Genomic DNA, 23,482 nt, shown 5'->3' with positions numbered 1-23,482 from the left:
GTCAGCGCCCCTGTTCCTGAGCGCGCGCCTGTGCGTGCTGGAAGATGACGATGGGAATGATGAGCACCAGAAGCAGGATGACCGCCACGGCGGAAGATACCGGCCAGTCGCGGTTGGCGTTGAATTCGGTCCACAGCGTGCGGCCGATCATCAGCGTCTGCGAACCGCCGAGCAGGTCGGGGATGACGAACTCGCCGACGGCCGGGATGAACACCAGAAGGCTGCCGGCCAGAACGCCTGGCAGCGACAGCGGGAAGGTGATCTTCCAGAAGGCGGTGATCGGCGGGCAGCCGAGATCCTCGGCCGCCTCGACCAGCGAATAATCCATCTTTTCCAGGGCCGAATAGAGCGGCAGCACCATGAAGGGCAGGTAGGAATAGACGATGCCGATGAAGATCGCCCAATAGGTGTTGAGGATGATCAAGGGCTCGTTGATGACGCCCGTGGACAACAGGAGCTGGTTGAGCAGGCCTTCCGGCTTGAGGATGCCGATCCAGGCATAGACGCGGATCAGGAACGAGGTCCAGAACGGCAGGATGACCAGCATGAGCAGCGTTGGCCGCAGCGTCGCCGGTGCCCGCGCCATGCCGTAGGCGATCGGATAGCCGATCAAAAGCGTCAGGAACGTCGAGATACCGGCGACGATGACGCTGGTGACATAGGCGTTGAAGTAGAGCGGGTCCTGGGTGAGGAAGACGTAATTGTCGAAATTCAGGCTCTTCAGCTGACCGAGGATGCCGGAGATGCCGCCGCCGAAATCGAGCGCCGGCGTATAGGGCGGCATCGCGATCGCCACCTGCGACAGCGATATCTTGAAGACGATGAAGAAGGGAACGAGGAAGAAGATCAGCAGGAAGACATAAGGAACGATGATGACCAGCTTGCTGACGAAGCCGCTGGCAAGCTGCGTGGCCGGCTGGGCCGACACGGCTCCATTCGCCGTGCCGGTCGCGGAAAGTGTAGCACCCGCCATGATCGCCCCCTACCGCGTCAACACGACGCCGGCGTCCGGCCGGAAGGAAACCCAGGCTCGATCGTTCCAGGTCAGGGGATCGTCCGAGATGCGGGCGGCGTTCATGCTCTGGGCGCGCACCACCTGCCCGTCGGTCAGCCTGACGTGATAGACGGTCATGTCGCCGAGATAGGCGATGTCGTAGACCTCGCCTTCCAGCGCGTTGACGTTGTTGTCCGGCTTGGCCGAGGAGATGCGGATCTTTTCGGGGCGGATGGCGAAGGCGACGTCGGCACCGGCACGGGCCTCGCCGGCATTCTCGACCAGTATCTGCGCGCCGGTGGCGCCGGTGATCCTGGCGGTCTTTTCCGTGCGTTCGGCGACCTTGCCCTCGAACATGTTCACATTGCCGACGAAGTTGGCGACGAAACGCGAAGCCGGTGCCTCATAGACCTCGGCCGGCGTTGCCACCTGCATGACCTCGCCCTTGTCCATGATGGCGATACGGTCAGCCATGGTCATGGCCTCTTCCTGGTCGTGGGTGACGACGACGAAGGTGAGGCCGAGTTCCTGCTGCAGATCCATCAGTTCGAACTGGGTCTCCTCGCGCAGCTTCTTGTCCAGCGCGCCCAGCGGCTCGTCTAGCAAGAGCACCTTTGGCCGCTTGGCGACGGAACGGGCGAGCGCCACGCGCTGGCGCTGGCCGCCGGAGAGCTGGTGCGGTTTGCGCTTGGCGAATTTCTCCAGCTTCACCAGCTTCAGCATCTCAGCGACGCGCCTTTCAACGTCCGCCCTGGGCATGCCTTCCTGCTTCAGGCCGAAGGCGATGTTCTTTTCCACCGTCATATGCGGGAACAGCGCATAGGACTGGAACATCATGTTGACGGGGCGCTTGTAGGGCGGGATGCCGGCGAGGTTCTCGCCGTCCAGAAGGATGCGGCCGGAGGTCGGCTGCTCGAAGCCGGCCAGCATGCGCAAAAGCGTGGACTTGCCGCAACCCGACGCGCCCAACAGCGCGAAGAACTCACGCTCGTAGATGGTCAGCGACAGATTGTCGACGGCGGTGAAGTCGCCGAACCGCTTGGTGACATTCTCGAATTGGATGTATGGCTTTGCCTTCGGGTCGTTCCACGGCGCAAAGTCCCTGCGGATGCTGCCCAGCGATTTCATGTCCCTCTCCGTCCTTTTCCCGGGAAAAACCCCGGCGACCCAGCCGCCGGGGTTCACGTCTGTCGACGCTTATTGGCCGGTGACGACCTTGGTCCAGAGGCGCGTGATGGTGCGCTGGGTCTTGGGGTCGTACGGGGCGACGGTGAACAGCTTCTTCAGCATCGGCTCGTCGGGATAGATGGTCGGATCGCTGGTGATGTCCTTGTTGATGAACTGCTGCGACGCCTTGTTGCCGTTGGCGTAGTAGACATAGTCCGACGACTTGGCGATGACTTCGGGCTTCATCATGTAGTTGATGAATTCCAGGGCTTCCGGCACATGCTTGGCATCGGCCGGGATCGCCATCTGGTCGAACCACATCTCGGCGCCTTCCTTCGGGATGGTGTAGGCGACGTTGACGCCGGCCTTGGCATCCTTGGCGCGGTTGCGTGCCTGGAAGACGTCGCCCGACCAGCCGATGGCCACGCAGATGTCGCCGTTGGCGAGCGCGTTGATGTATTCGGACGAATGGAATTTGCGGATCGACGGCCGGATCGACATCAAGAGATCTTCGGCCTTCTGCAGGCTTTCCGGCGACTTGTCGGTCGGATCGAGACCGAGATATTTCAGCACGGTCGGGACGATATCGGTCGGCGAATCCAGCACATAGACACCGCAATCCTTCAGCTTGGCGATGTTCTCGGGCTTGAACAGCGTATCCCAACTCTCGATCTTGTCGGTGCCGATCGCGGCCTTCACCTTGTCGGGGTTGTAGCCGATGCCGACGGTGCCCCACATGTAGTTGACCGAATGTTCGTTGCCGGGGTCGAAGGCGGCGACACGCTGCTCGACGACGTCCCACATGTTCTTCAGGTTGGGCAGCTTCGACTTGTCGAGCTTCTGGTAGACGCCGGCCGCGATCTGGCGCACCAGGAACGGGCTGGCGGTGGGCACCACGACGTCGTAGCCCGAGCCGCCGGCGAGCAGCTTGGTCTCGAGGATCTCGTTGGAATCGTAGACGTCGTAGACGACCTTGATGCCGGTTTCCTTGGTGAAGTCCTGGATGATCGACTGATCGATATAGTCAGACCAGTTGTAGACGTTGACGACACGTTCCTGTGTCTGAGCGCTCGTTATCGGCAGGGCCAGGAATACGGCCGTTGCCGCCAGCCAGATCGCTTTGCGGGTCATTTCGGTTTGCTCCTATTGTCATGACGAGTGTTCCCCGCCCGCCGGATCGTTTTTGCAGCCGGCGTGGCATGGTTTGGTAAGGCAGATTTTTTGCGAGAACCGGCGCGTTGCGGTCCGTCGGGGCGTATTCAAGCCTGGAAGAAAGGGAGCAGTTAGCGCTGCTGCCTAAACGAAAGAGCGCCCTGCGAGGTTGCGGGGGCTCGTGCGGGCTGGAAGGCTCGGTCCTGGTTTGGCCGGCTGTTGCACGTGGCAAGATACGCCTGTTTTGTTGTTGCCGTGCCCACAGCCTGCCCGCCGGGCTAGTTGCTTGTCAATGGGCAAAACCATTCTGTTTTGCTTTCGCGATCAGTTCGGCGACGGGATGCCGACCGCGCCCGGACGCTGCGGCTTGGACTGGCGCCACATTTCCATGCCGATGTGGATGAACAGTGCGGCGAAGACGATCGCACCGCCGATGATGGTGCGCGCCGACGGCACTTCGCCATGTACCAGCCACACCCAGATCGGCCCCAGGATCGGCTCGAACGTGCCGAGAAGAGCCGCGACCGCCGCCGGGATGAGGCGCGCGCCGGTGGCGAAGAAAGCGAGGCCGACGCCGAGATTGATGACACCAAAAGCGAACAAAAAACCCATATCGCGCGGCGAAACGGCGAATTGCGTGACCTGCGATGCCGCGAAGATGGCGGCGAAGATCGTGCCGAGGCAAGTGGCCGGCGTCATGCGCACGGTTGCGAAGCGGCGCGTGATGACGGTGGCAACCGAAAACATGAAGGCGATCAACAGCGCCAGCCCGTCGCCGACCGGCGAGACGGTGCCGCCCAGCGATTCCGAGACCATGATGGCGACACCCGCGATGACGCCGGCGATCGCCGCCCAGGTGGCGGCCGAGACCTTTTCGCGGAACAACAGCCACGACAGCAGCGCCGCGAGCAGCGGCACGCCGGCCTGCATGAGCAAGATGTTGGCGACCTTGGTGTAGGACAGCGCGACGACGAAACAGGTGGAGGCGGTGGCGAAGCAGATGGCCACCGCCAGCCCGGGCAAGCCCATGTCGCGGAACAGTTTCACGGTGCCGCGCAGGCCGTCGCGCCAGGCCATGAAGCCGAGCAGGAAGGCGGCCGCCCATACCGAGCGCCAGAACACCACGGTCCAGCTTCCATCGGCCTCGATGAAGCGGGCGATGGTACCGCCGAGGCTCCACATCAGTGCGGACAGGAAGACGAGCAGATAACCCACGCGCTCCTCGCGCCGCGACACCGGCTGGGCCTGTGCGGTTGCAGGCGATGGGGAAGCGGCGTCGGCCATGGCGCTACTGTCTGATGGTTCGGCTCATCATCGTCGTTTTGCCACCCGCGCGATATCGCAGACGCGGCAAATCCATGCCTTCTGGCGTAGCGCGAAGGCGGGCCCTGGAGATGGTCCAGCCACATGCATCGGCTATGTCAGCCCGCCGCAAACCGGTGGCGACGCCTATTTCGCCAGTTTCAAGGCCTCGGCGAGCACGGCATCGTCGCCGGCGGCGTAGCTGGCGAAGGTCGGCGCAACCGGCACCGTCGGTGTCAATGAACCGGACGGCGTGCCGTAGAAATAATTGAGGACGAAGCATGTCCGGATCTGAGCCAAGCCGCAGCCGTTTTGCCAATCGTGATAGCCGGTCGTGTAGCGGATCGCCAGTTTGGAATTCGGCATCCGGGCCGTGCCGCCCTCACCCCAGGATTGCGGCCTGTCGCCCATCGCTTCCCCGATCAGGACGGCGCGCGAGCCGGCAAAATATTTCAGCCGCGCCGCGGTGCTGATGCCGGCGGAAAAGGTGTTGCCGCTGGTCAGGATGAACACCTTGCCGTCCGGCGGCAAGAGCTCCGGCAGCCGCCGCGTGAAATCGGCAGCGAGCAGGTAGTTGCCGCCCGGGTTGAAGCGCAGATCGACCACCGCATGCTTCACCTTCCGCTTGGCCACTTCCGCCAGCAGGCCCGAGAGATAGTCCTCGATGGAAGCCTTTTCCTGATCGCCGATACGGTTCAGCTGGACGTAGAGGATGCCGTCGTTTTCGAGATAGCTGTGCCAGAAATTGTCGTCCGGCCGCGAGAGATAGGACGGGGGTGCTGCACCATCCAGGACATGAACCCAGGAAGCTTCGCTGTCCTTCCTCCGGACCGGGCTCAAATCCCGCTTCGGCCAGGAACTTCTGGCTAGCGGCTCCGGCGTCCCGGCGACCGCGGCAAGCCGGCGCACGACTTCGACCCCATCGCGCTGCCGGACGCGGAATTCGGCGGCATCCGCATTTTCGGCGAGACCCGCCGCGTGAAGCAGTTCCGGCGAGATGAGGAAATTCGGCACGAATTCGCGCGCCAGATTGGCCGGACCACCGGTGTAGGGGCGTAACGCCTCGACCAGTTGCTCGGGCGAATGGCCATTCAGCGCCAGCACCTGCGCGCCGAGCAGATCGCGCTGATCCGCGGCTGCACTCACCACAAACAGGTCGTCGGCGAACCAGCCCAGGCGAACGGGCACGGCGTTGAAACCGTTTCCGCCGACCAGGCCCAATATGTTGGTATGGCCATTGTCGGCCAATGCCACGGCACGCGCCGCGCCCATCGCCAGGCCGGCGCGATCGAGTTCCGGCGCACGCGCCACCAGTTTGTCGAGCGCGGCTTCAAAGGCGGCGCGGGTTTGATCGGTGAAGCTTCGCTCGACCTGCGGCAACAGCCGAAGATAGGCCAGATCCCGCAGATTCTTCTCGGCTGGCGATGCGGCCAGCGGAAAATCCATAGCCGGATAAGATTTCAGCGCCGGATACAAAATGAAGGCGGCGGGTGCCACGACGAGGAGCAGAACCGCGACCAGGGCAATCGCGATACGCTTCAGCCAGCGCCGGGCGGGACGAACGGAACCAGCCATGAATGCCTCGATGTCGGAGAATCTATTAGAATATGATCATATATCTATAGACATCGACGCCGGGGTAAAAGACCCACGCTTTACTGGAAGTCGAAGGCGGACAGGCCCGTCACCATCTCGTCCAGCCCTAGCGGACGCGTGACCGGCGGCTCGGCGCGCGACAGGCAGCCGGAGCGCTCGCACAGCCGGCAGGCCGGCCCGACCGGCGTTGCCGCCACCGCGCCGGGTTTTGCGCCAACGCCAAGTGCCGGAAGGGCCGCGCCATAGACGATCTCGTCGCGAAAACCGATATCGCAGCCGATCAGGATGGCGGTGCGGCGCGGGCGCTCCGAAAAGGCGCCTTGCGGGCCTTCCAGCGTGCGGGCGACGGTGAGGAATTCGGCGCCGTCCGGCATTTCCACCGCTTCGACGAAGATCTGGCCGGGCTGGGTGAAGGCGGCATGTACCGCGAGTTTCGGACAGCCGCCGCCGAAGCGGCTGTGCGGAAAGCCCTGGGCGCCGGCGCGGCGGAAGCGGTTGCCGGCATTGTCGACCTCCAGCATGAAAAACGGCACGCCGGAGGCGCCGGAACGCTGCAGCATGGTCAGCCGGTTCGCCGCTTGTTCGAAGGAAACGCCGAAGCGCGAACGCAGGACATCGATGTCGTAGCGGGCGCGCTGGGCGGCGGAATGGAAGGCCTGATAGGGCATCGTCAGCGCATGCGCGGCATAACGGCCGAGCTCGAACCGGGCCAGCCGCTTGGCCTCGTCGGACGACAGTTTCAATGCCTGGATCTCGGCCGCCACCGCCACCTGCATGCGGATGAGGCTTGCCTCCATCGCCACTTCGCGCAGCTGGTCGAACGGCGACAGCCGCTCGGACAGGAACAGGCGCTGCGAATGGCGGTCGTAGCGACGCCGCCAATTGGGCATGGTGGCGACCGGCAGAACTTTCACGACGATGCCGTGCTCGCGCTTCAGCCACGCCTTCAAGGCGCCGAACAGGTCGTCGCCGGGCTCGAGCAGCGTCGTGAACGCCTCGGCCTCCTCCTCCAGAGCGGCAAAATGGTTCGGCCGCCGCTCGAACACCTCATGCACCTCGTCGATCGGCAGGCGCGCGCCGGACAGCGCCGTGGTGCGCCCCTCGCGGGCGAGCAGCTCGGTCAGGTCCGACAGGCGCTCGGCCTGCTCGCGATAGGCGCGGAACAGTTTGATCACCGCGGCCGCCGCATTGGGCGCGGCCTCGGCGATCTCGACCAGTTCCTGGTCGCCCGGCAGTTCGCCGGACAATAGCGGGTCGGCGAAGACCTCGCGCAGTGCCGCGATCGAGCCGCGCGCCTCGCCCTGCAGTTCTTCGGGCTCGACCTTGTAGACGGAAGCGAGCTTCAGGATGAGCTGCACGGTCAGCGGACGCTGATTGCGCTCGATCAGGTTGAGATAGGAGGGCGAGATGCCCAGCCCCTCGGCCATCGCCGTCTGGGTCAGGCCCTTCTGGTTGCGGATGCGGCGAATGCGCGGTCCGGCGAAGATTTTCTGCTCAGCCATGCGCTTCTCCCTTCTCCCCGTGTGGGAGAAGGTGTCGCCATAGGCGGCGGATGAGGGGTGTTGGAAGAAACGAGGCGGCGGCGAAGGGCTTGAAGAGCCCCGACCTTGGTTCTGTCGCGTTCCTCGCAGCACCCCTCATCCGACCTCGCCTATGGCAGCCGCGCCGCCGGGCTCGGCCACCTTCTCCCGCAAGGGGAGAAGGAAAGGCCGGCCGGATTTTACAAACCTTGACAGGCTCAATCGCCATTTTGGCCGCTCGTCGCATTTTACATCTTTTACAAATTTACAGCGTCTCCCTGTCAAACGCAACACAGGTTTTCCCTTATTTTATCGCCTAAGCCTCGAATTCATTCGGCCGATTTCGCACCGCAATGTAAATCAAGTCACAGGAAAGCCGCCGCGAATTCACGACGAATGGCGGTTTTCGACAAACGTCTTTCAGTAAGCGGAGCAGACCATGACTGATTTTTACAACCTCGTCCCCTCGGCCGCCGAAGGCCGTTTCGACGGCATCGAGCGGCCCTATTCGCCGGAGGATGTGAAGCGGCTGCGCGGCTCCGTGCAGATCAAGCACAGCCTGGCCGAAATGGGCGCCAACCGGCTGTGGAAGCTCATCCACGAGGAAGATTTCGTCAACGCGCTCGGCGCGCTCTCCGGCAACCAGGCCATGCAGATGGTGCGCGCCGGCCTGAAGGCGATCTACCTGTCCGGCTGGCAGGTGGCGGCCGATGCCAACACGGCGTCCGCCATGTATCCCGACCAATCGCTCTACCCGGCCAATGCGGCGCCCGAGCTTGCCAAGCGCATCAACCGCACGCTGCAGCGCGCCGACCAGATCGAGACGTCGGAAGGCAAGGGCCTGTCGGTCGACACCTGGTTCGCGCCGATCGTCGCCGACGCGGAAGCCGGCTTCGGCGGACCGTTGAACGCCTTCGAGATCATGAAGGCCTTCATCGAAGCCGGCGCCGCGGGCGTCCATTTCGAGGACCAGTTGGCGTCGGAAAAGAAGTGCGGCCATCTCGGCGGCAAGGTGCTGATCCCGACCGCGGCCCATATCCGCAACCTCACCGCCGCTCGGCTCGCCGCCGACGTCATGGGCGTGCCGACGCTGATCGTCGCCCGCACCGATGCGGAAGCCGCCAAGCTGCTCACCTCCGACATCGACGAGCGCGACCAGCCCTTCGTCGACAAGGATGCCGGACGCACGGTGGAAGGCTTCTACCAGGTGAAGAATGGCATCGAGCCTTGCATCGCGCGTGCCATCGCCTACGCGCCCTATTGCGACCTGATCTGGATGGAGACCGGCAAGCCGGATCTTGCCCAGGCGAAGAAGTTCGCCGAGGCGGTGCAGAAGGCGCATCCGGGCAAGAAGCTCGCCTATAACTGCTCGCCGTCGTTCAACTGGAAAAAGAACCTCGACGACGCCACCATCGCCAAGTTCCAGCGCGAACTCGGCGCCATGGGCTACAAGTTCCAGTTCATCACGCTGGCCGGCTTCCACCAGTTGAACTTCGGCATGTTCGAACTGGCCCGCGGCTACAAGGATCGCCAGATGGCGGCCTATTCGGAACTGCAGGAGGCCGAATTCGCGGCCGAGGTGAACGGCTACACCGCGACCAAGCACCAGCGCGAAGTGGGCACCGGCTATTTCGATGCCGTGTCGATGGCGATCTCCGGTGGCAAGTCGTCGACCACCGCCATGAAGGAATCGACCGAACACGAACAGTTCCGCCCGGCCGCCGAATAGGCCGGCCCGCACAGCTTCCCCCGGCGCGGGCCGCGCCGGGGTCCAAAACAGAGGAACCGCCCGAAAGGCGAAGGAACATTCGAGGAGAACGACAATGGCACCGCGTACCCGTGTCAAGGAAAGGGCAGAAGAACAGGCCACCACCATGAGCGCCGACCAGCAGGCGGTCATCCGCATCGTCGCTAACGATTTGCACCGTCTCAACCAGTCGGTCATGAAGGCGGTCGAGGCCGGCGTCTCGGTCGAACTGGTCCGTTCGGCCCGCCATCATGGCGGCGACGGCAACTGGGGCGATCTTCTGATCCCGGTCATCGTCACCCAGCAAAGCCACGGCTGACGAAAGTCAAGACTTACCAAAGCCAAACAAACCCGCCGCGTGCATCGCCACGCGGCGGGTTTTTTGTTTTCGATCCTGTTTTGAAGCGGCCGTGGCTACAATTTTTGTTGCATGACCGCTACTGATTTTATTGTAATGCTGGAATATAACGCCAGTCGCCTACATGCGCTTGACATGACGGCGGTCTCAACCGATTGTCGAATGGTTTCAACCTAGCATTGAAATGAAGACTCGCGGTGGAAACAGACAACCGCCGCTGAGTGGCGACAACGGCAGGCCGACCGGTGGCGCGACCGGCCTGGGACGTGGAGGGGCTTTGCTGGATTTTTCGAAAGTGCTCGTGGTCAGCCGATCGCAGATCAATCGCATCGTCGTGTCGAGGATCATCGAGCAGGGCGGGTTGAAGCCGGTGGCTGAATCGCCAGAAACGGCCCCGGCAGCGCTGACCACGCTGGTTCCGGGAACGGTCGTGCTGGACGGCGGACCGGAAAACAGCGATTGCGACGCAGTGCTGGCGGGGGTCGCTTCGATCCGCGGCGTTGCCGGCAAGGCTTCGCCCACCGTCATCTTCCTGTCGAACCGCACCGGCACGCAGGAAAGCCTCGGCCTGCCGCGCACCGTGGATTACGTCGTGGCCAAGCCGATCACGCCCGAGCGCCTGCAGCAGATCATCGAACGCCTGAAGCACAGTTCGCGCAGCATACCCGCCCCGGAAGCAGGCTGAGGCTCGCCCTGCTCGGTGAGCCAGGGAAGGCCGGGGAACGAGGCAAGGCCCGCGCCTGTTGAGCCGGCGAAATAACGCCAGGAACAATGCAGGCGACGGCGCCGTCAGTCGTTGTCGATGCCCAGCACGAGGCCCGGCAATTCACCGAGATGGGCGATTTCGCGGAAGCGCGGCGCGGTGGCGGGCGGCTCGACATGCTCCACCACCCAGGTCAGATCATGCGGCACGAAGATGCCCCAGCTGCCGGCTTCGATCGCCGGCACCACGTCGGATTTCAGCGAATTGCCGACCATCATGGCGCGCTCGGGGCCGTCGCCATGGCGCGCGAAGATGCGCTCATAGGTCGGGCGTGACTTGTCGGAGACGATCTCCACCGCGTTGAAGAAATCGCCGAGGCCCGACTGCGCTAGCTTGCGCTCCTGGTCGAACAGGTCGCCCTTGGTGATCAGCACCAGCCGATAGCGGCTGGCCAACGCCTCCAGCGTGTCATGGACATGCGGCAACGTCTCGACAGGATGGCTCAGCATTTCGCGGCCAGCGGCCAGGATCTTGCCGATGACCTCGCCAGGCACCTTGCCGTCGGTGACGTCGATCGCCGTCTCGATCATCGAAAGCGTAAAACCCTTGATGCCGAAGCCATAGGCGCCGAGATTGCGCTTTTCGGCTTCCAGCAGGCGCGCCAGCAAGCTGTCCTTTTCACCATGGCCGGCGAGCAGTTCGACGAAATGCGCCTCGGTCAAACGGAAGAACTGCTCGTTCTGCCAGAGCGTGTCGTCGGCGTCGAAACCGATGGTGGTCAAGCTGTTGGAAGACGTGGACATGATGCCCATCTAGGGCGAAAAACGGCCAAAAACCAGCACTTTGGATGCTTGCGCCCACGAAAACGAGAGCGAGCCCCCCTTTTCTTCCGCAAGGGGCCACGGCTATACTCGGCAATCCGCAACCATATCTGGTGATTGATGCCGCCTGCAAAAAAGGAAGTCCGTCCGTCAACTCGGGGGACGCGAACCCGTGCGCCTGCCTTTCTGAAAAACCTCAGGGGAGTGAAGAGCTGGAAGGAGGCGAGCGCCTGGCTGGAATCGCGCGGTATCGAAGACATCGAATGCATCACCCCCGACCAGGCCGGCGTTGCCCGCGGCAAGATGATGCCGTCTTCCAAATTCACCTCCAACACCTCGCTGGCGCTGCCTTCCGCACCGTTCATGATGACGATTTCCGGCCAGTATCCGGAAAACGGCAACGGTTTTGAATATCCGGAAGACGATGGCGACCTGAAGCTCGTGCCTGATCTTTCGACGCTGACCGCGGTGCCGTGGGAAGAAGACCCGACAGCCGCCGTCATCTGCGACCTCGTCCATCAGGACGGTCGCGCCGTGGAATTCACGCCGCGCAACGTGCTGAAGCGCGTGGTCGCCGCCTATGACCGGCACGGGCTGAAACCCGTCGTCGCGCCCGAGATCGAATTCTACCTGGTTCGCAAGAACCCCGACCCCGACTATCCGCTGACCCCGCCGGTCGGCCGTTCCGGCCGGCCGATTGCCGGCGGCTCGGGTTACTCGATCGCCGGCGTCAACGAATATGACGAATTGATCGACGACATCTACCATTTCTCGGAAAGCCAGGGCCTCGAGATCGACACGCTGATCCACGAGGAAGGCGCTGGCCAGCTCGAAATCAACCTGCGTCATGGCGACCCTGTCGAACTGGCCGACCAGGTCTTCCTGTTCAAGCGCACCTTGCGCGAAGCGGCGTTGAAGCACGACGTCTACGCCACCTTCATGGCCAAGCCCATCCAGGGCCAGCCAGGCTCAGCCATGCATATCCACCAGTCGATCGTCGACAAGAAGACCGGCCGCAACATCTTCTCGGCCGAGGACGGTTCGGAGACCGAAGCCTTCTTCAACTTCATCGGCGGCATGCAGAAACACGTGCCTAACGCGCTGGTGATGTTCGCGCCTTACGTGAACTCCTACCGGCGCCTGACCCAGGCGGCGTCCGCCCCCGTCAACAACAAATGGGGTTACGACAACCGCACCACCGCCTTCCGCGTGCCGCGCTCGGACCCCAACGCCCGGCGCGTCGAAAACCGCATCCCGTCTTCCGATGCCAACCCTTATCTGGCACTCGCCGCCTCGCTCGCCTGCGGCCTGATCGGCATCAACAACAAGTTGCAGGCCGAACCGCCGGTGTTGACGACGGCCAACGAGGACGAGATCGACCTGCCGCGCGGCCTGCTCGAAGCCGTCGACCTGTTCGAGGGCGACGAGGAGCTGGCGGGCATGCTCGGCCGCGCCTTCACCTCCACCTATGCGGCGATCAAGCGGGCGGAGTTCGAGACCTTCATGGAAGTGATCAGCCCGTGGGAGCGGGAGTATTTGTTGCTGAATGTTTGAAGCAACAGGCAGTCGGGAGTAGGCAATCGGCAGTCGGGAAAGCAGGCGGGGAACTCCGCGAACTGTGCTCCGATCTGTAATTCGCTGAAGCCAAACCCGACTGCCGACTGCCCACTCCCGACTGCCTCACCACCCGAAAGCCACCATGCCCTACCAATCCCCCATCTCCCCCGGCCGTTCCTGGTATGAAGACACCGTCGGCGCGCGGCCAGAATATCCCTCGCTCGACGGCGACCGGCAGGCCGATGTCGTCATCGTCGGCGGCGGCTTCACCGGGCTGTCGGCGGCGGTGCACCTGGCCAAGGCCGGCACCAATGTCGTCCTGATCGAAAGCCATCGTTTTGGCGACGGTGCTTCGGGCCGCAATGGCGGCCAGATGGGCACCGGCCAGCGCGCCTGGGCCGAGGAACTCGAGGATGATTACGGCCTCACCCGCGCCAAGGCACTGTTCGACCTGGCCGAGGAGGCGAAAACACATCTTCACGACTTCTCGGCCGCCAATGGCATCGACATCGACTACATGCCCGGCCAGATCTCGGTGGCGCACAAACAGCGCTATGTCGACGACTACAAGGCGCATGCCGACATCATGGCGACGCGCTTCAACTATCCGCACATCACCTTCATGGATGCGCGCGAAACGGCGGAGCGGCTGGGCTCGACGCATTATTACGGCGGCGCCCGCGACACCGGCACCGGCCATATCCATCCGCTGAAGCTGGTGATCGGCACGGCGCGCGTGGCGGCCGCGGCGGGCGCGCATATCTTCGAGAAGACGCCGGCGACCGGCCTCACCACGCAAGGCGGCAAGGTCAAGGTGACGACGCAACGCGGCACGATCACCGCCGACAAGTGCCTGATCGCCACCAATGCCTATGGCGGCACGCTGGAACCGATGAGTGCGGCGCATATCATGCCGATCGGCTCCTTCATCGGCGCCACCGTGCCGCTCGGCGATGCGTCGAAAGTGTTGCCCGGCGGCGAATCCGTCGACGATTCCCGCTTCGTGGTGCGCTATTTCCGCAAATCCAGGGATGGCCGGCTGTTGTTCGGCGGCCGCGAAATCTACGCGGTCAACGACCCCAAGGACATCCACATCCATATCCGCAAGCAGATCAGCGAAATCTATCCGCAGCTGAAGGATGTCGAGATCACCCATGGCTGGGGCGGTTATGTCGGCATCACCGTGCCGCGAAAGCCGTTCGTGCGCGAGGTGATGCCGAATGTCATCTCCGTCGGCGGCTATTCCGGTCACGGCGTGATGTTGTCCAACTTCTTCGGCAAGCTTTACGCCGAGACGGTGTCGGGCAACCGCGACCGGCTGAAGCTGATCGAGGAGCTGAAGATACCGCCCTTCCCCGGCGGTCGCCGCTTCCGCGCGCCGATGCTGTTCCTGGCGCTCAACTGGTTCGCGCTGCGGGACCGGATCTGATTTTTTTGGCCGGGGTCTCCGCCAGCGGCAGTTGCAGGCGGATATGCGTGCCGTTCCAGCGTCCGTTCAAGATATCGATACGGCCGCCATGCAGGCGTGCGATCTCGCGGGCGAGATTGAGGCCGAGCCCGGCGCCGCTGGAGCGCGGACGCAGCCGGTAGAACGGCTCGAACACGCGCTCGCGTTCCTCCAGCGGGATCCCCGGGCCCTCGTCGTGGATTTCCAGGCCGCCCTCGCCGTCGACCAACACGGTGATGGTGCCCGAGCCGCCGCCATGCTCGATGGCGTTGCGCAGCAGATTGGCGACGGCCCGCTCGACTTGCTGCGAGCGGATATCGACCAGCACCGGGCGCCCGGCCGGCTCGAAAGAGAGGTCATAGCCGGCCTCCAGCGCCAGCGGCGCGAAATCGGCGGCCAGCGTTCTGGCCAGTTCCACCAGATCGACCACCTCGCGCGGACCGGCGGCGTGGTCGAGCACCTGGCGGTCGAGCAATTGCTGCGCCAGATGCGACAGGCGCTCGATGTCCTTCTGCAGGCGCCGGCTCTCGGGATCCTCGCGCAGCAATTCGGCACGCGTGCGCAGGATGGCGATCGGCGTGCGCAGTTCATGCGCGGCATCCGTAAGGAAACGGTTACGCTTATCGTAACCTTCGCCGAGACGAGCCAGCGCGCGATTGAAGGCCTGCACCAGCGGCGCCACCTCCTGTGGCACGCGCTCGGTCGGCAATTGCACGGCGCGGTTGTCGATGTCGATGTTGCCGGCTTCCCTGGCGGTGGCGACGAGGCCGGCCAGCGAGCGGCGCACCACGGCCGGTGTCGTTACCAGCGTGGTGACGCCCATCACGATGATGATCGGCAAAAGCATGATGATGGTGAGGATGACCAGGATCGGGCCGACCCGCACCCAATTGGTGGTGCCGTCCGGATTGCGGGCGAGATCGATCTGCAGATCGATATTGGCTTCGACGCCGGTGTTTTCCTCGCGCGACGACATGGTGGAGGCGAGTACGCCGACACGGCCGGCCGACGTTTCCAGATTGGCGTAGGAAGCGGCAGGCCGCAAATCCAGCTGCGCGAAGGTCAAGGCCGCACGGTCGACACTTTTGAGCAGGCCGTCGCCGCCGCTGGCATAGACGGCAGGCACATTGCCCTGTTTCAGCACTCCGCCTTTTTCGTCGCGTGCAACGAACCACATGTTCGGAAAGCTCTTGCGGAAATTGGTGAGTTCTTCCGTGTCGCGCAGAACGAGCTGGCCGGCCGCGTCGCGGCCCAGCGCTTCTCCCACGACAAGGGCGGCTGCCTCATTATCGACCACCAGGCGCGGCTGCGCGACGAAGAACACCAGCGTGATCAAGCCGAGGAAGACAACCAGCATGACCGCCTGCAGTATGATCAGGCGGCGCACCAGCACCCATTGCAGCGAACGTGGACGCGGCTTTCTCATGCGACGGCGCGCAGCAGATAACCGAGGTTGCGGATCGCCCGGATCTCGACGCCGGCATCGACCTCGTCGAGCTTGCGCCGCAGCCTGGACAGGTGCGAATCCAACGCGTTGGAGCCGATCTCGTCATCCATGGCGTAGACCGATTCCTCCAGCGTGGAGCGCAGCACGGCGCGGCCCGGCCGGCGGATCAGCGCCTCCAGCGCCAGTTGCTCGCGGCGCAGAAGGTCAAGCGGCTTATCGCCGACAAGCGCTTCGCGATGGCGGAAATCATAGGTGAGCCGGCCGACCACCGTGAGGTCGGAGCGCAGCGCCGCCGGCCGCCGTTGCAAGGCACGCAGGCGCGCCATCAACTCTTCCACCGAGAAGGGCTTGGCCAGATAGTCGTCGGCGCCAGAGTCGAGGCCGGCGACGCGGTCGTCGACGCCGCCCAGTGCCGTCAGCATCAGCACCGGCGCCTCGATGCGGCTGGCGCGTAGCTTCGGAATGAGGTCGAGCCCCTCGCCGTCAGGCAAACGGCGGTCGAGCACCAGCGCATCATAGGGGCCGAAAGCGGCCGCCGCCTCGGCATCGGCGATGGTCGAAACGTGATCGACAATGACGTGACGGCGCTCCAGCGCGGTCTTCAGCACCGAGGCCATCTCCGGCTCGTCCTCGAGCAGCAGGATACGCATGGTTTTCTTCTTTCCTTCACCCGCGACACCGGGCGATGCCGGCGCTTCAAAGTGTTAGAGCGTCCTTTGCACGTCCGAACGGACGCGCAGCGCTCTAATGACGCATCGCGGCGCTTTTCCGGCGTTTCATTCGCATTCCAGCTTCGGCTTGCGGAAATTGGTGACATACCAGCGCCCCGCGGACCAGCGCGCATAGAATGTGTAGAAACATTCCTGCTCCTCGACATAACCCGGCCTGACGGTTTCCTCATAGCGGGTGCCGCGCCTGGTGTCCTTGATCTCGCCGCTGGTCGAGCCGGGCACAACATTGGTCGAAACCTTGCGCCATTGATAGGCGCGTTCGCCACGACCGATGTCCAGGATGGTAGAGGGCGGACCGTAGTCGAGAATGACCGTTTCCACCGGCTGGCCGATGTAATTCTTCATGATGTCGGATGCGCAGCCGGCAAGCAGCGCGACCGAGGCCACGGCAACAGCGCCGCAGGCAGCGCGAAAGGTGATGAAAGACATGATCTGATCCGGTTTTCGTCCCTGACCCGGCAGCTATCGCGGCAAGATTGCAGGGACATTGCACATTTCCGGGCAGATCCCCGAGCCCATCTTTCAGCATATCCCACGGACCGCTCCAGGCCCCGCGGAAGGCCGGTTTCCAATCGAAACGGGTGCCGCTTCGACACCGGAGACTGATTCGGCGGCGCCAGACGACAATGGCAAGCTGTACCTTACGTTGCGGAAACAACGAGGTTTTCCCGCCCGCGACAGTCAAAAAATGCACAGAATATGTGGACACCCGTTGCCGTTGAGGTGCCAAAGGCGCATAGATGCCACAATCGTCTGCAAGATGATCCACAAGCTGGAAACGGAAGACCTCGAACCTTGCGTTGCCAGCCAGGATTTCGGGACCGACGCTGATCCAGGTGTTGTCAACCGCGATCGCAAGAACGTCGGCCGTGTTCGGGGGTAACCAGAACCTCAGATGCCAAAATTGGTCCAGTTCTGTTTCGTGGACGGCAGGACCGTCAGCCAGGACAACAAAACCCGAGCGGTGGCCGCCCCAGGCTTGCCGGCCAACGGTCGTTGCGGCCGCTGGAGGCCGTTTTGAAAGGGCCGCTCGGTTTCGGCGGGCCCAAGCAGCATCGCATTTCGATGCAGTTCGGCTACAACACCAAGCCGTCTTTCTGGCAGCAGCTACAGACGAATTCGCATCTGGTGATCGCCGCGGTCGGTACCGCCGCGTTGCTCGGCGTCGCCGGCATCGCCTTGTGGCTGGCGCTGCCGACCGGCGAGCGCCAGGCTTTCGCCGAAGCCAAGCATCCGCCGGCCACCGAAGCGCCGGCGCCGCAGGCCAAGACGGTGCAGGTCGCCGGACAGACGCCCGCCGCCACGCCTGCCGTGGCCGATGCAAAGCCGCAACCCGCCCAGACGCTTGTCGCGGTCAACCAGCCTGCCTCCACCGAGCCGAGCGCTGTGAATTCCAACGGCACGTCGGCCCCGCAGTCGGCCGCCGCGATCCAGGAAGCCGCCAAGGCGGTAGTCGTCGCCAAGCCGGGCGATGCCAATCCCGACGATGCCAGCGCGGACGACGAGGCAGCTACGGACGACACGACGCAGAGCGCCTATGCGGAGACGAACAAGGCCCCGTCGCCCACGGAAGCCGTCATCGCCAAGCCGCCAGTGCCACACGCCAAGCCCGACAAGGCGCTGACCGCAGGCATTCCGCCAGCGGATGAAACGCAGGATACGCAAGAGGCGGCACCCGCCGATGCCAAGCAAGCCAAGGCAACCGGCAACGGCACCACCTTGCGCGCCGTCACCATGCGTTCGGGCCCGAAAAAGGGCGCCGACGCCATCGCGACCGTGCCCGGCAAGGCAGCCGTCGAGGTGATTTCCTGCACCAAGGCCAAATGGTGCGAGATCGTCTACCAGAACAAGCGCGGCTGGGTTTACCAGGGCTTCCTCAACCGCGGGTGAGAAGCTGTCCGTGTCGCGGACGAAAAGCCAAGTGCTTGGTTTTCTGACTAGGGACATCTCGTGTCGTGCGAAGCGGTGGGTTTGGCGCCCTTCCCTTCTCCCCTCGTGGGAGAAGGTGCCTGAGCGAAGCGAAGGCGGATGAGGGGTGATGGAAGAAACGAGACGTTTCAGGATCAGCGCCTCACTCCAATATCACCTCACATCTCCCAGGCAGCGCTCCGTCCAACACCCCTCATCCGTCTCGGCGCTGCGCGCCGAGCCACCTTCTCCCACAAGGGGAGAAGGATGCGCGGCCTCAAATACACCGCCCTCCATCCACCTCCAGCGCCACGCCGGTGATGAAGGCGGCTTCGTCGGAGGCCAGCCACAGCGCCGCATTGGCGATGTCGAGCGGGGTCGACAGGCGACCGAGCGGGATGGAGGCGCGGAATTTCGCGCGCAGCTCGGGCGTGTCCTCGCCCATGAACTGGGCAAGCATTCCGGTTTCGCCGGCGACGGGGCAGAGGCAATTGACGCGGATGTTCTTTGGCGCGAGTTCCACCGCCATCGATTTGGTGGCGGTGATCGCCCAGCCCTTCGAGGCGTTGTACCAGGTCAACCCCGGGCGCGGGCGCAGGCCGGCGGTCGAGGCGGTGTTCAAGATGACGCCGCCGCCCTGCCGCTCCATGATCGGCACCACCGCCAGCGCGGAATGATAGATCGCCTTCATGTTGACGGCGGTGATCAGGTCGAAGGTCGCCTCGTCCACCGCCAGCATGTCGCCATTGCGATGGGTGTAGCCGGCATTGTTGATCATGATGTCGACGCGGCCGAAAGTGTTCTTGGCCGCATAGACCATCTCTTCGACTTCCGAGCGGCTTGAAACGTCGCTGGCCACGGCAATCGCCGACGGACCGATCTCGTCGGCGACGCGCTCCGCACCCTTGGCATTGAGGTCCGCCACCACCACCCTGGCCCCCTCCTCCGCGAAGCGTTTGGCCATGCCCTCGCCGAACCCCGACGCGGCGCCCGTGACAATCGCGACCTTATCCTTCAAGCGCATTTTTCATCCTTGTGAGAAGTTTACTTCGGCCGAGAGCCCCGCGCAGATTACCCTCCCTTGGGGAAAGGGTAAGCAGCACTGCCAAGACCAGCCGGGTGTCGGCTGCTCAGCCATGATTGAAGACGACCGTCTTTGTCGCCGACATGTCGTAGAGCGCCTCGAAACCCTTCTCGCGGCCGTGGCCGGAACGCTTGAAGCCGCCGAAGGGCAGTTCGATGCCGCCACCGGCTCCGTAACCGTTGACGAACACTTGGCCGGAACGCACGCGCTTGGCCAACCGGTGCTGGCGGGCGCCATCCTTTGTCCAGATGCCGGCGACGAGGCCGAATTCGGTGCCGTTGGCGAGCTTGACCGCCTCGTCCTCGCCGTCGAAGGCAAACAGCGTCAGCACCGGGCCAAACACCTCTTCCTGCGCGATTGCTGCAGCGGGGTCGACCGATCCAAACAGCGCCGGGGCGAAATAATAGCCGCTGGCCGGGGCATCCTTGTGCACCGAACCGCGCGCCAGAACGGTTATGCCTGCCTTCTCGGCGTCGGCCACCATGCCGGCGACCCGCGCCTGCTGGCGTGGATTGATCAGCGCGCCAAGGTCGAGATCGGCATCGTGCGGACCGGCGACCAGTTTGGCGAAACGCTCGGCCAATGCCTTGGCGACCTCGTCGTAGACGGGCCATTCGACCAGAACGCGGCTGCCGGCCGAGCAGGTCTGACCGCCATTCTGGATGATGGCGTTGACCAGCACCGGCACCGCCTTTTCCAGATCGGCGTCGGCGAACACCATCTGCGGCGACTTGCCGCCGAGTTCCATGGTGACGCCGCGATTGTTGATGGCCGCCGCCTGCTGGATCGACGTGCCTGTGGCCGGCGAGCCGGTGAAGGTGACGTAGTCGACGTCGCGATGGCCCGACAACAGCGCGCCGGCCTCGCGGCCATAACCGGTGATGACGTTGAAGACGCCCGCCGGGATGCCGGCTTCCAGCGCCAGTTCCGCCATGCGGATGGTGGTGAGCGAGGCATCCTCGGCCGGTTTCACCACCAGCGTATTGCCCATGGCGAGCGCTGCGCCGGCCACCCGCGCCAGGATCTGCAGCGGGTAGTTCCAGGGGATGATGCCGGCGACGACGCCATGCGGCTCGCGCAATGTAAGCGCGGTGTAACCATCGAGGAAAGGAATGGTGTCGCCATGGATCTTGTCGGCGGCGCCGCCGTAGAATTCGTAATAACGCATGGTGGCGGCGACGTCGGCCTTGCCCTGCCGCGCCGGCTTGCCGGTGTCGCGCGATTCCAGCGCGGCGAGTTCGGCGCTGTGCTTCTCGACCAGATGGCACAGCCTGGTCAGGCAGCGGCCGCGTTCCACCGCCGGCATTTTCGCCCAAGGGCCGTGCTCGAAGGCATGGCGGGCACTGGCGACGGCCAGATCGACATCGGCCTGGCCGGAGGCGGGGATGGAGGCGAAAACCTGGCCGTCCGAGGGGCAGGCGACATCGATGCGCAGGCCGGAAACGGCGTCCACCTGCTTGCCGCCGATGATCTGGCGGAAGCTGCGGCCTTCCGCCACCGTGCTCGAAAGATGTCCGTCCATACCTGGCTTCTCCTGTGGCCTTTTGGCTAAGGCGCCCTATTCTCTGCCGGACGCAAGCGTGGCGACACTATCGCGCAAGGAACATCGTCCGTGCTGGACCAGTGTCAAGGGCGATGCTGTGTCACCATTACACTGGTAAAATTAAATCGATTAGATTATATCGGCTTTCGTCGCATTGCGGCAGTGTTGTTAGCGCATGGTGACGCACCCGTTGAATGGCGAAAGCAGCGCGCGAGATCGGATAGAGCATGACAAGGCAGATCATCCCCGTCGACCCGTTCGACTTCATCATTTTCGGCGGCACGGGCGACCTTTCCGAGCGCAAGCTGTTGCCGGCGCTCTATTATCGCCAGCGCGACCATCAGTTTTCCGAGCCGACCCGCATCATCGGCACCTCGCGCACCAAGATGAGCGACGAGGAATTCCGCACCTTCGCCCGCAAGGCCATCGCCAGCCATGTCGCCGCCGCCGATGTCGACGAGAAGGAGCTGGAGAAGTTCCTGGCACGGCTTTCCTATGTGCCGGCCGACGCCACCACCGGCACCGGTTTCGACGCGCTGAAGAAGGCGATCGGCGCCTCCACGGCGATCCGCGCCTTCTACATGGCCGTGTCGCCGTCGCTGTTCGGTTCCATTTCCGACCAGCTCAAGAAACATGAGTTGATCACGCCGGCTTCCCGCATCGTTGTGGAAAAGCCGATCGGCCGCGACCTCGCTTCGGCGCAGGCGCTGAACGATCTGGTCGGCGACGATTTCCACGAAAGCCAGATCTTCCGCATCGACCATTATCTCGGCAAGGAGACGGTGCAGAACCTGATGGCGCTGCGCTTTGCCAACGCGCTCTACGAGCCGTTGTGGAATTCGGCGCATATCGACCATGTGCAGATCACGGTCGCCGAAACCGTCGGCCTGGAAGACCGCGTCACCTATTACGACAAGGCCGGCGCCCTGCGCGACATGGTGCAGAACCACATGCTGCAGCTGCTGTGCCTCGTCGCCATGGAAGCGCCGTCGTCGATGGATGCGGATGCCGTGCGCGACGAGAAACTCAAGGTGCTGCGTGCATTGAAGCGCATCAATGGCACCGAGGCGCCGAAACACACGGTGCGCGGCCAGTATCGCGCGGGCGCTTCCGCCGGCGGGCCGGTCAAGGGTTACGTCGAGGAACTCGGCTCGGAGAGCAACACCGAAACCTTCGTCGCCATCAAGGCCGAGATCGCCAACTGGCGCTGGGCCGGCGTGCCTTTCTACCTGCGCACCGGCAAACGGCTGGCGGCGCGCGTTTCCGAGATCGTCATCGAGTTCAAGCCGATCCCGCACTCGATCTTCAACGGCGACAGCGCCGGGCCGATCTTCGCCAACCAGCTGGTCATCCGCCTGCAGCCGGACGAAGGCGTCAAACAATACATCATGATCAAGGACCCGGGCCCGGGCGGCATGCGGCTGCGCCAGATTTCGCTCGACATGAGCTTCGCGCAGCAGTTCCAAAGCCGCGCGCCGGACGCCTATGAGCGCCTGATCATGGACGTGATCCGCGGCAACCAGACGCTGTTCATGCGCCGCGACGAGGTCGAGGCGGCATGGAAGTGGATCGACCCGATCCAGAACGCCTGGGAAAACGCCAAGCAGGACGCCCAGGGTTATACCGCCGGCACCTGGGGACCGTCGGCCTCGATCGCGCTGATCGAGCGCGACGGCCGCACCTGGCACGAGAGCAACTGATAGCCATGGCTTACCATTGGAACGAATTCGACGACCGCGCGGCCCTGGCTTTCGCGCTTTCCGGCAAGGTTGCCGCCCTGCTCGCCCGGTCGGTCGAACGGCGTGGCACCGCCTTGCTGGCCGTTTCCGGCGGCACGACGCCGGCGAAGTTCTTCGCCGCACTGTCGCGGGAACAGATCGCCTGGAACAAGGTCATCGTGACGCTGATCGACGAACGCTTCGTGCCGGCCTCCTCGCCGCGCTCGAATGCCGGGCTGGTGGCGGCGAACCTCTTGCAGAACGCGGCAGCCGCCGCGCGTTTCGTGCCGCTCTATCATGAGGCGGCCAGCATCGAGGATGCCGCGCGTGCCGACAATGAGGAGCTGAAGGCGCTGCCCTGGCCGCTCGACGTCGCCATTCTCGGCATGGGCGGCGATGGCCATACCGCATCCTTCTTCCCCGACGCCGACACGCTGCCGACGCTGCTCGATCCCGCCTCGCCGCGCATCGTGCTGCCGGTGCATGCGGTGAGCGCCGGCGAGCCGAGGCTGACGCTTTCGGCGGCGCGCATCCTGGAAGCGGATTTCGTCGCCGTGCACATCGAGGGCGCCGAAAAGCGCGCTGCCTTCGACGAGGCGATGGGACCCGGCCCGAAAAAGCCGATCCGCGCGGTGCTCGACGCCGCCCCCGTGCCCGCGGAGATCTACTGGGCGCCGTAAGCAGCCA

The 23,482-nt window shown here is 63.9% G+C and carries 20 protein-coding genes; 8 read left to right on the top strand and 12 right to left on the bottom strand.

Features of this window, described 5'->3' with window-relative positions; genetic code table 11:
- Position 1: 1 nt before the first annotated feature.
- From QFZ88_RS17385 to QFZ88_RS17360, 6 genes are all read right to left on the bottom strand, one after another.
- Complete coding sequence (locus QFZ88_RS17385) at positions 2-973, bottom strand: ABC transporter permease subunit (protein WP_024926076.1); 972 nt, start codon at positions 971-973, stop codon at positions 2-4.
- A 9-nt stretch (positions 974-982) separates the two neighbouring features.
- Entirely contained in the window at positions 983-2,122 is a 1,140-nt protein-coding gene (locus QFZ88_RS17380) for an ABC transporter ATP-binding protein (protein WP_024926075.1), read from the bottom strand.
- Between the two features lie 69 nt (positions 2,123-2,191).
- The gene (locus tag QFZ88_RS17375; RefSeq protein ID WP_024926074.1) at positions 2,192-3,292 is read right to left on the bottom strand and encodes a polyamine ABC transporter substrate-binding protein; all 1,101 of its coding nucleotides are present in this window, start codon (positions 3,290-3,292) and stop codon (positions 2,192-2,194) included.
- Between the two features lie 345 nt (positions 3,293-3,637).
- Entirely contained in the window at positions 3,638-4,597 is a 960-nt protein-coding gene (locus QFZ88_RS17370) for a DMT family transporter (RefSeq protein ID WP_024926073.1), read from the bottom strand.
- A gap of 165 nt (positions 4,598-4,762) precedes the next feature.
- Positions 4,763-6,190 carry a S41 family peptidase gene (locus QFZ88_RS17365; RefSeq protein WP_024926072.1) on the bottom strand — a complete coding sequence of 476 codons (1,428 nt, stop codon included), beginning with the start codon at positions 6,188-6,190 and terminating at the stop codon, positions 4,763-4,765.
- A gap of 80 nt (positions 6,191-6,270) precedes the next feature.
- Positions 6,271-7,713, bottom strand: a complete 1,443-nt coding sequence (locus QFZ88_RS17360; protein ID WP_024926071.1) for a helix-turn-helix domain-containing protein — start codon at positions 7,711-7,713, stop codon at positions 6,271-6,273.
- A gap of 457 nt (positions 7,714-8,170) precedes the next feature.
- Between QFZ88_RS17360 and aceA the strand changes: the two genes are divergently transcribed.
- The 3 genes from aceA to QFZ88_RS17345 all read left to right on the top strand — a co-directional run bounded on the left by aceA (position 8,171) and on the right by QFZ88_RS17345 (position 10,521).
- Complete coding sequence (aceA, locus tag QFZ88_RS17355; RefSeq protein ID WP_024926070.1) at positions 8,171-9,460, top strand: isocitrate lyase; 1,290 nt, start codon at positions 8,171-8,173, stop codon at positions 9,458-9,460.
- 94 nt (positions 9,461-9,554) lie between these two features.
- Positions 9,555-9,797, top strand: coding sequence for a hypothetical protein (locus QFZ88_RS17350; protein ID WP_024926069.1), 243 nt, complete (start codon positions 9,555-9,557; stop codon positions 9,795-9,797).
- 316 nt (positions 9,798-10,113) lie between these two features.
- Positions 10,114-10,521 (top strand): transcriptional regulator, encoded by a 408-nt coding sequence (locus QFZ88_RS17345; RefSeq protein WP_024926068.1) that lies wholly within the window; start codon positions 10,114-10,116, stop codon positions 10,519-10,521.
- 104 nt (positions 10,522-10,625) lie between these two features.
- On the opposite strand, the gene QFZ88_RS17340 is transcribed toward QFZ88_RS17345, so the two are convergent.
- A complete protein-coding gene (locus QFZ88_RS17340) occupies positions 10,626-11,342 on the bottom strand; it encodes an HAD family hydrolase (protein ID WP_024926067.1) in 717 nt (238 codons plus the stop codon).
- A gap of 138 nt (positions 11,343-11,480) precedes the next feature.
- Between QFZ88_RS17340 and QFZ88_RS17335 the strand changes: the two genes are divergently transcribed.
- Positions 11,481-12,914 carry a glutamine synthetase family protein gene (locus QFZ88_RS17335; protein WP_024926066.1) on the top strand — a complete coding sequence of 478 codons (1,434 nt, stop codon included), beginning with the start codon at positions 11,481-11,483 and terminating at the stop codon, positions 12,912-12,914.
- 145 nt (positions 12,915-13,059) lie between these two features.
- Entirely contained in the window at positions 13,060-14,346 is a 1,287-nt protein-coding gene (locus QFZ88_RS17330) for an NAD(P)/FAD-dependent oxidoreductase (protein ID WP_024926065.1), read from the top strand.
- On the opposite strand, the gene QFZ88_RS17325 is transcribed toward QFZ88_RS17330, so the two are convergent.
- The 3 genes from QFZ88_RS17325 to QFZ88_RS17315 form a co-directional block, all read right to left on the bottom strand.
- Complete coding sequence (locus QFZ88_RS17325; RefSeq protein WP_024926064.1) at positions 14,315-15,790, bottom strand: sensor histidine kinase; 1,476 nt, start codon at positions 15,788-15,790, stop codon at positions 14,315-14,317. The genes QFZ88_RS17330 and QFZ88_RS17325 overlap by 32 nt on opposite strands.
- Entirely contained in the window at positions 15,787-16,461 is a 675-nt protein-coding gene (locus QFZ88_RS17320; protein WP_024926063.1) for a response regulator transcription factor, read from the bottom strand. Before QFZ88_RS17320 ends, QFZ88_RS17325 begins: the two co-directional genes overlap by 4 nt.
- 126 nt (positions 16,462-16,587) lie before the next feature.
- Complete coding sequence (locus QFZ88_RS17315; protein WP_024926062.1) at positions 16,588-16,971, bottom strand: hypothetical protein; 384 nt, start codon at positions 16,969-16,971, stop codon at positions 16,588-16,590.
- Positions 16,972-17,559: 588 nt separating this feature from the next.
- Here QFZ88_RS17315 and QFZ88_RS17310 point away from each other — a divergent pair.
- Positions 17,560-18,432, top strand: a complete 873-nt coding sequence (locus tag QFZ88_RS17310; protein ID WP_024926061.1) for an SH3 domain-containing protein — start codon at positions 17,560-17,562, stop codon at positions 18,430-18,432.
- Positions 18,433-18,727: 295 nt separating this feature from the next.
- On the opposite strand, the gene QFZ88_RS17305 is transcribed toward QFZ88_RS17310, so the two are convergent.
- Positions 18,728-19,474, bottom strand: a complete 747-nt coding sequence (locus QFZ88_RS17305) for an SDR family oxidoreductase (protein ID WP_024926060.1) — start codon at positions 19,472-19,474, stop codon at positions 18,728-18,730.
- Positions 19,475-19,580: 106 nt separating this feature from the next.
- Complete coding sequence (locus QFZ88_RS17300; RefSeq protein WP_024926059.1) at positions 19,581-21,056, bottom strand: aldehyde dehydrogenase family protein; 1,476 nt, start codon at positions 21,054-21,056, stop codon at positions 19,581-19,583.
- 248 nt (positions 21,057-21,304) lie between these two features.
- On the opposite strand from QFZ88_RS17300, the gene zwf reads away from it, so the two are divergent.
- Both zwf and pgl read left to right on the top strand, forming a co-directional pair.
- Positions 21,305-22,777, top strand: coding sequence for a glucose-6-phosphate dehydrogenase (zwf, locus tag QFZ88_RS17295; RefSeq protein ID WP_024926058.1), 1,473 nt, complete (start codon positions 21,305-21,307; stop codon positions 22,775-22,777).
- Complete coding sequence (pgl, locus tag QFZ88_RS17290) at positions 22,759-23,475, top strand: 6-phosphogluconolactonase (protein WP_024926057.1); 717 nt, start codon at positions 22,759-22,761, stop codon at positions 23,473-23,475. The genes zwf and pgl overlap by 19 nt, the downstream gene beginning before the upstream one ends.
- Positions 23,476-23,482: the final 7 nt, after the last annotated feature.

This window comes from Mesorhizobium sp. YL-MeA3-2017 (assembly GCF_030814575.1).
GTDB lineage: Bacteria > Pseudomonadota > Alphaproteobacteria > Rhizobiales > Rhizobiaceae > Mesorhizobium > Mesorhizobium terrae.
This window is presented reverse-complemented; position numbering and strand designations above follow the sequence as displayed.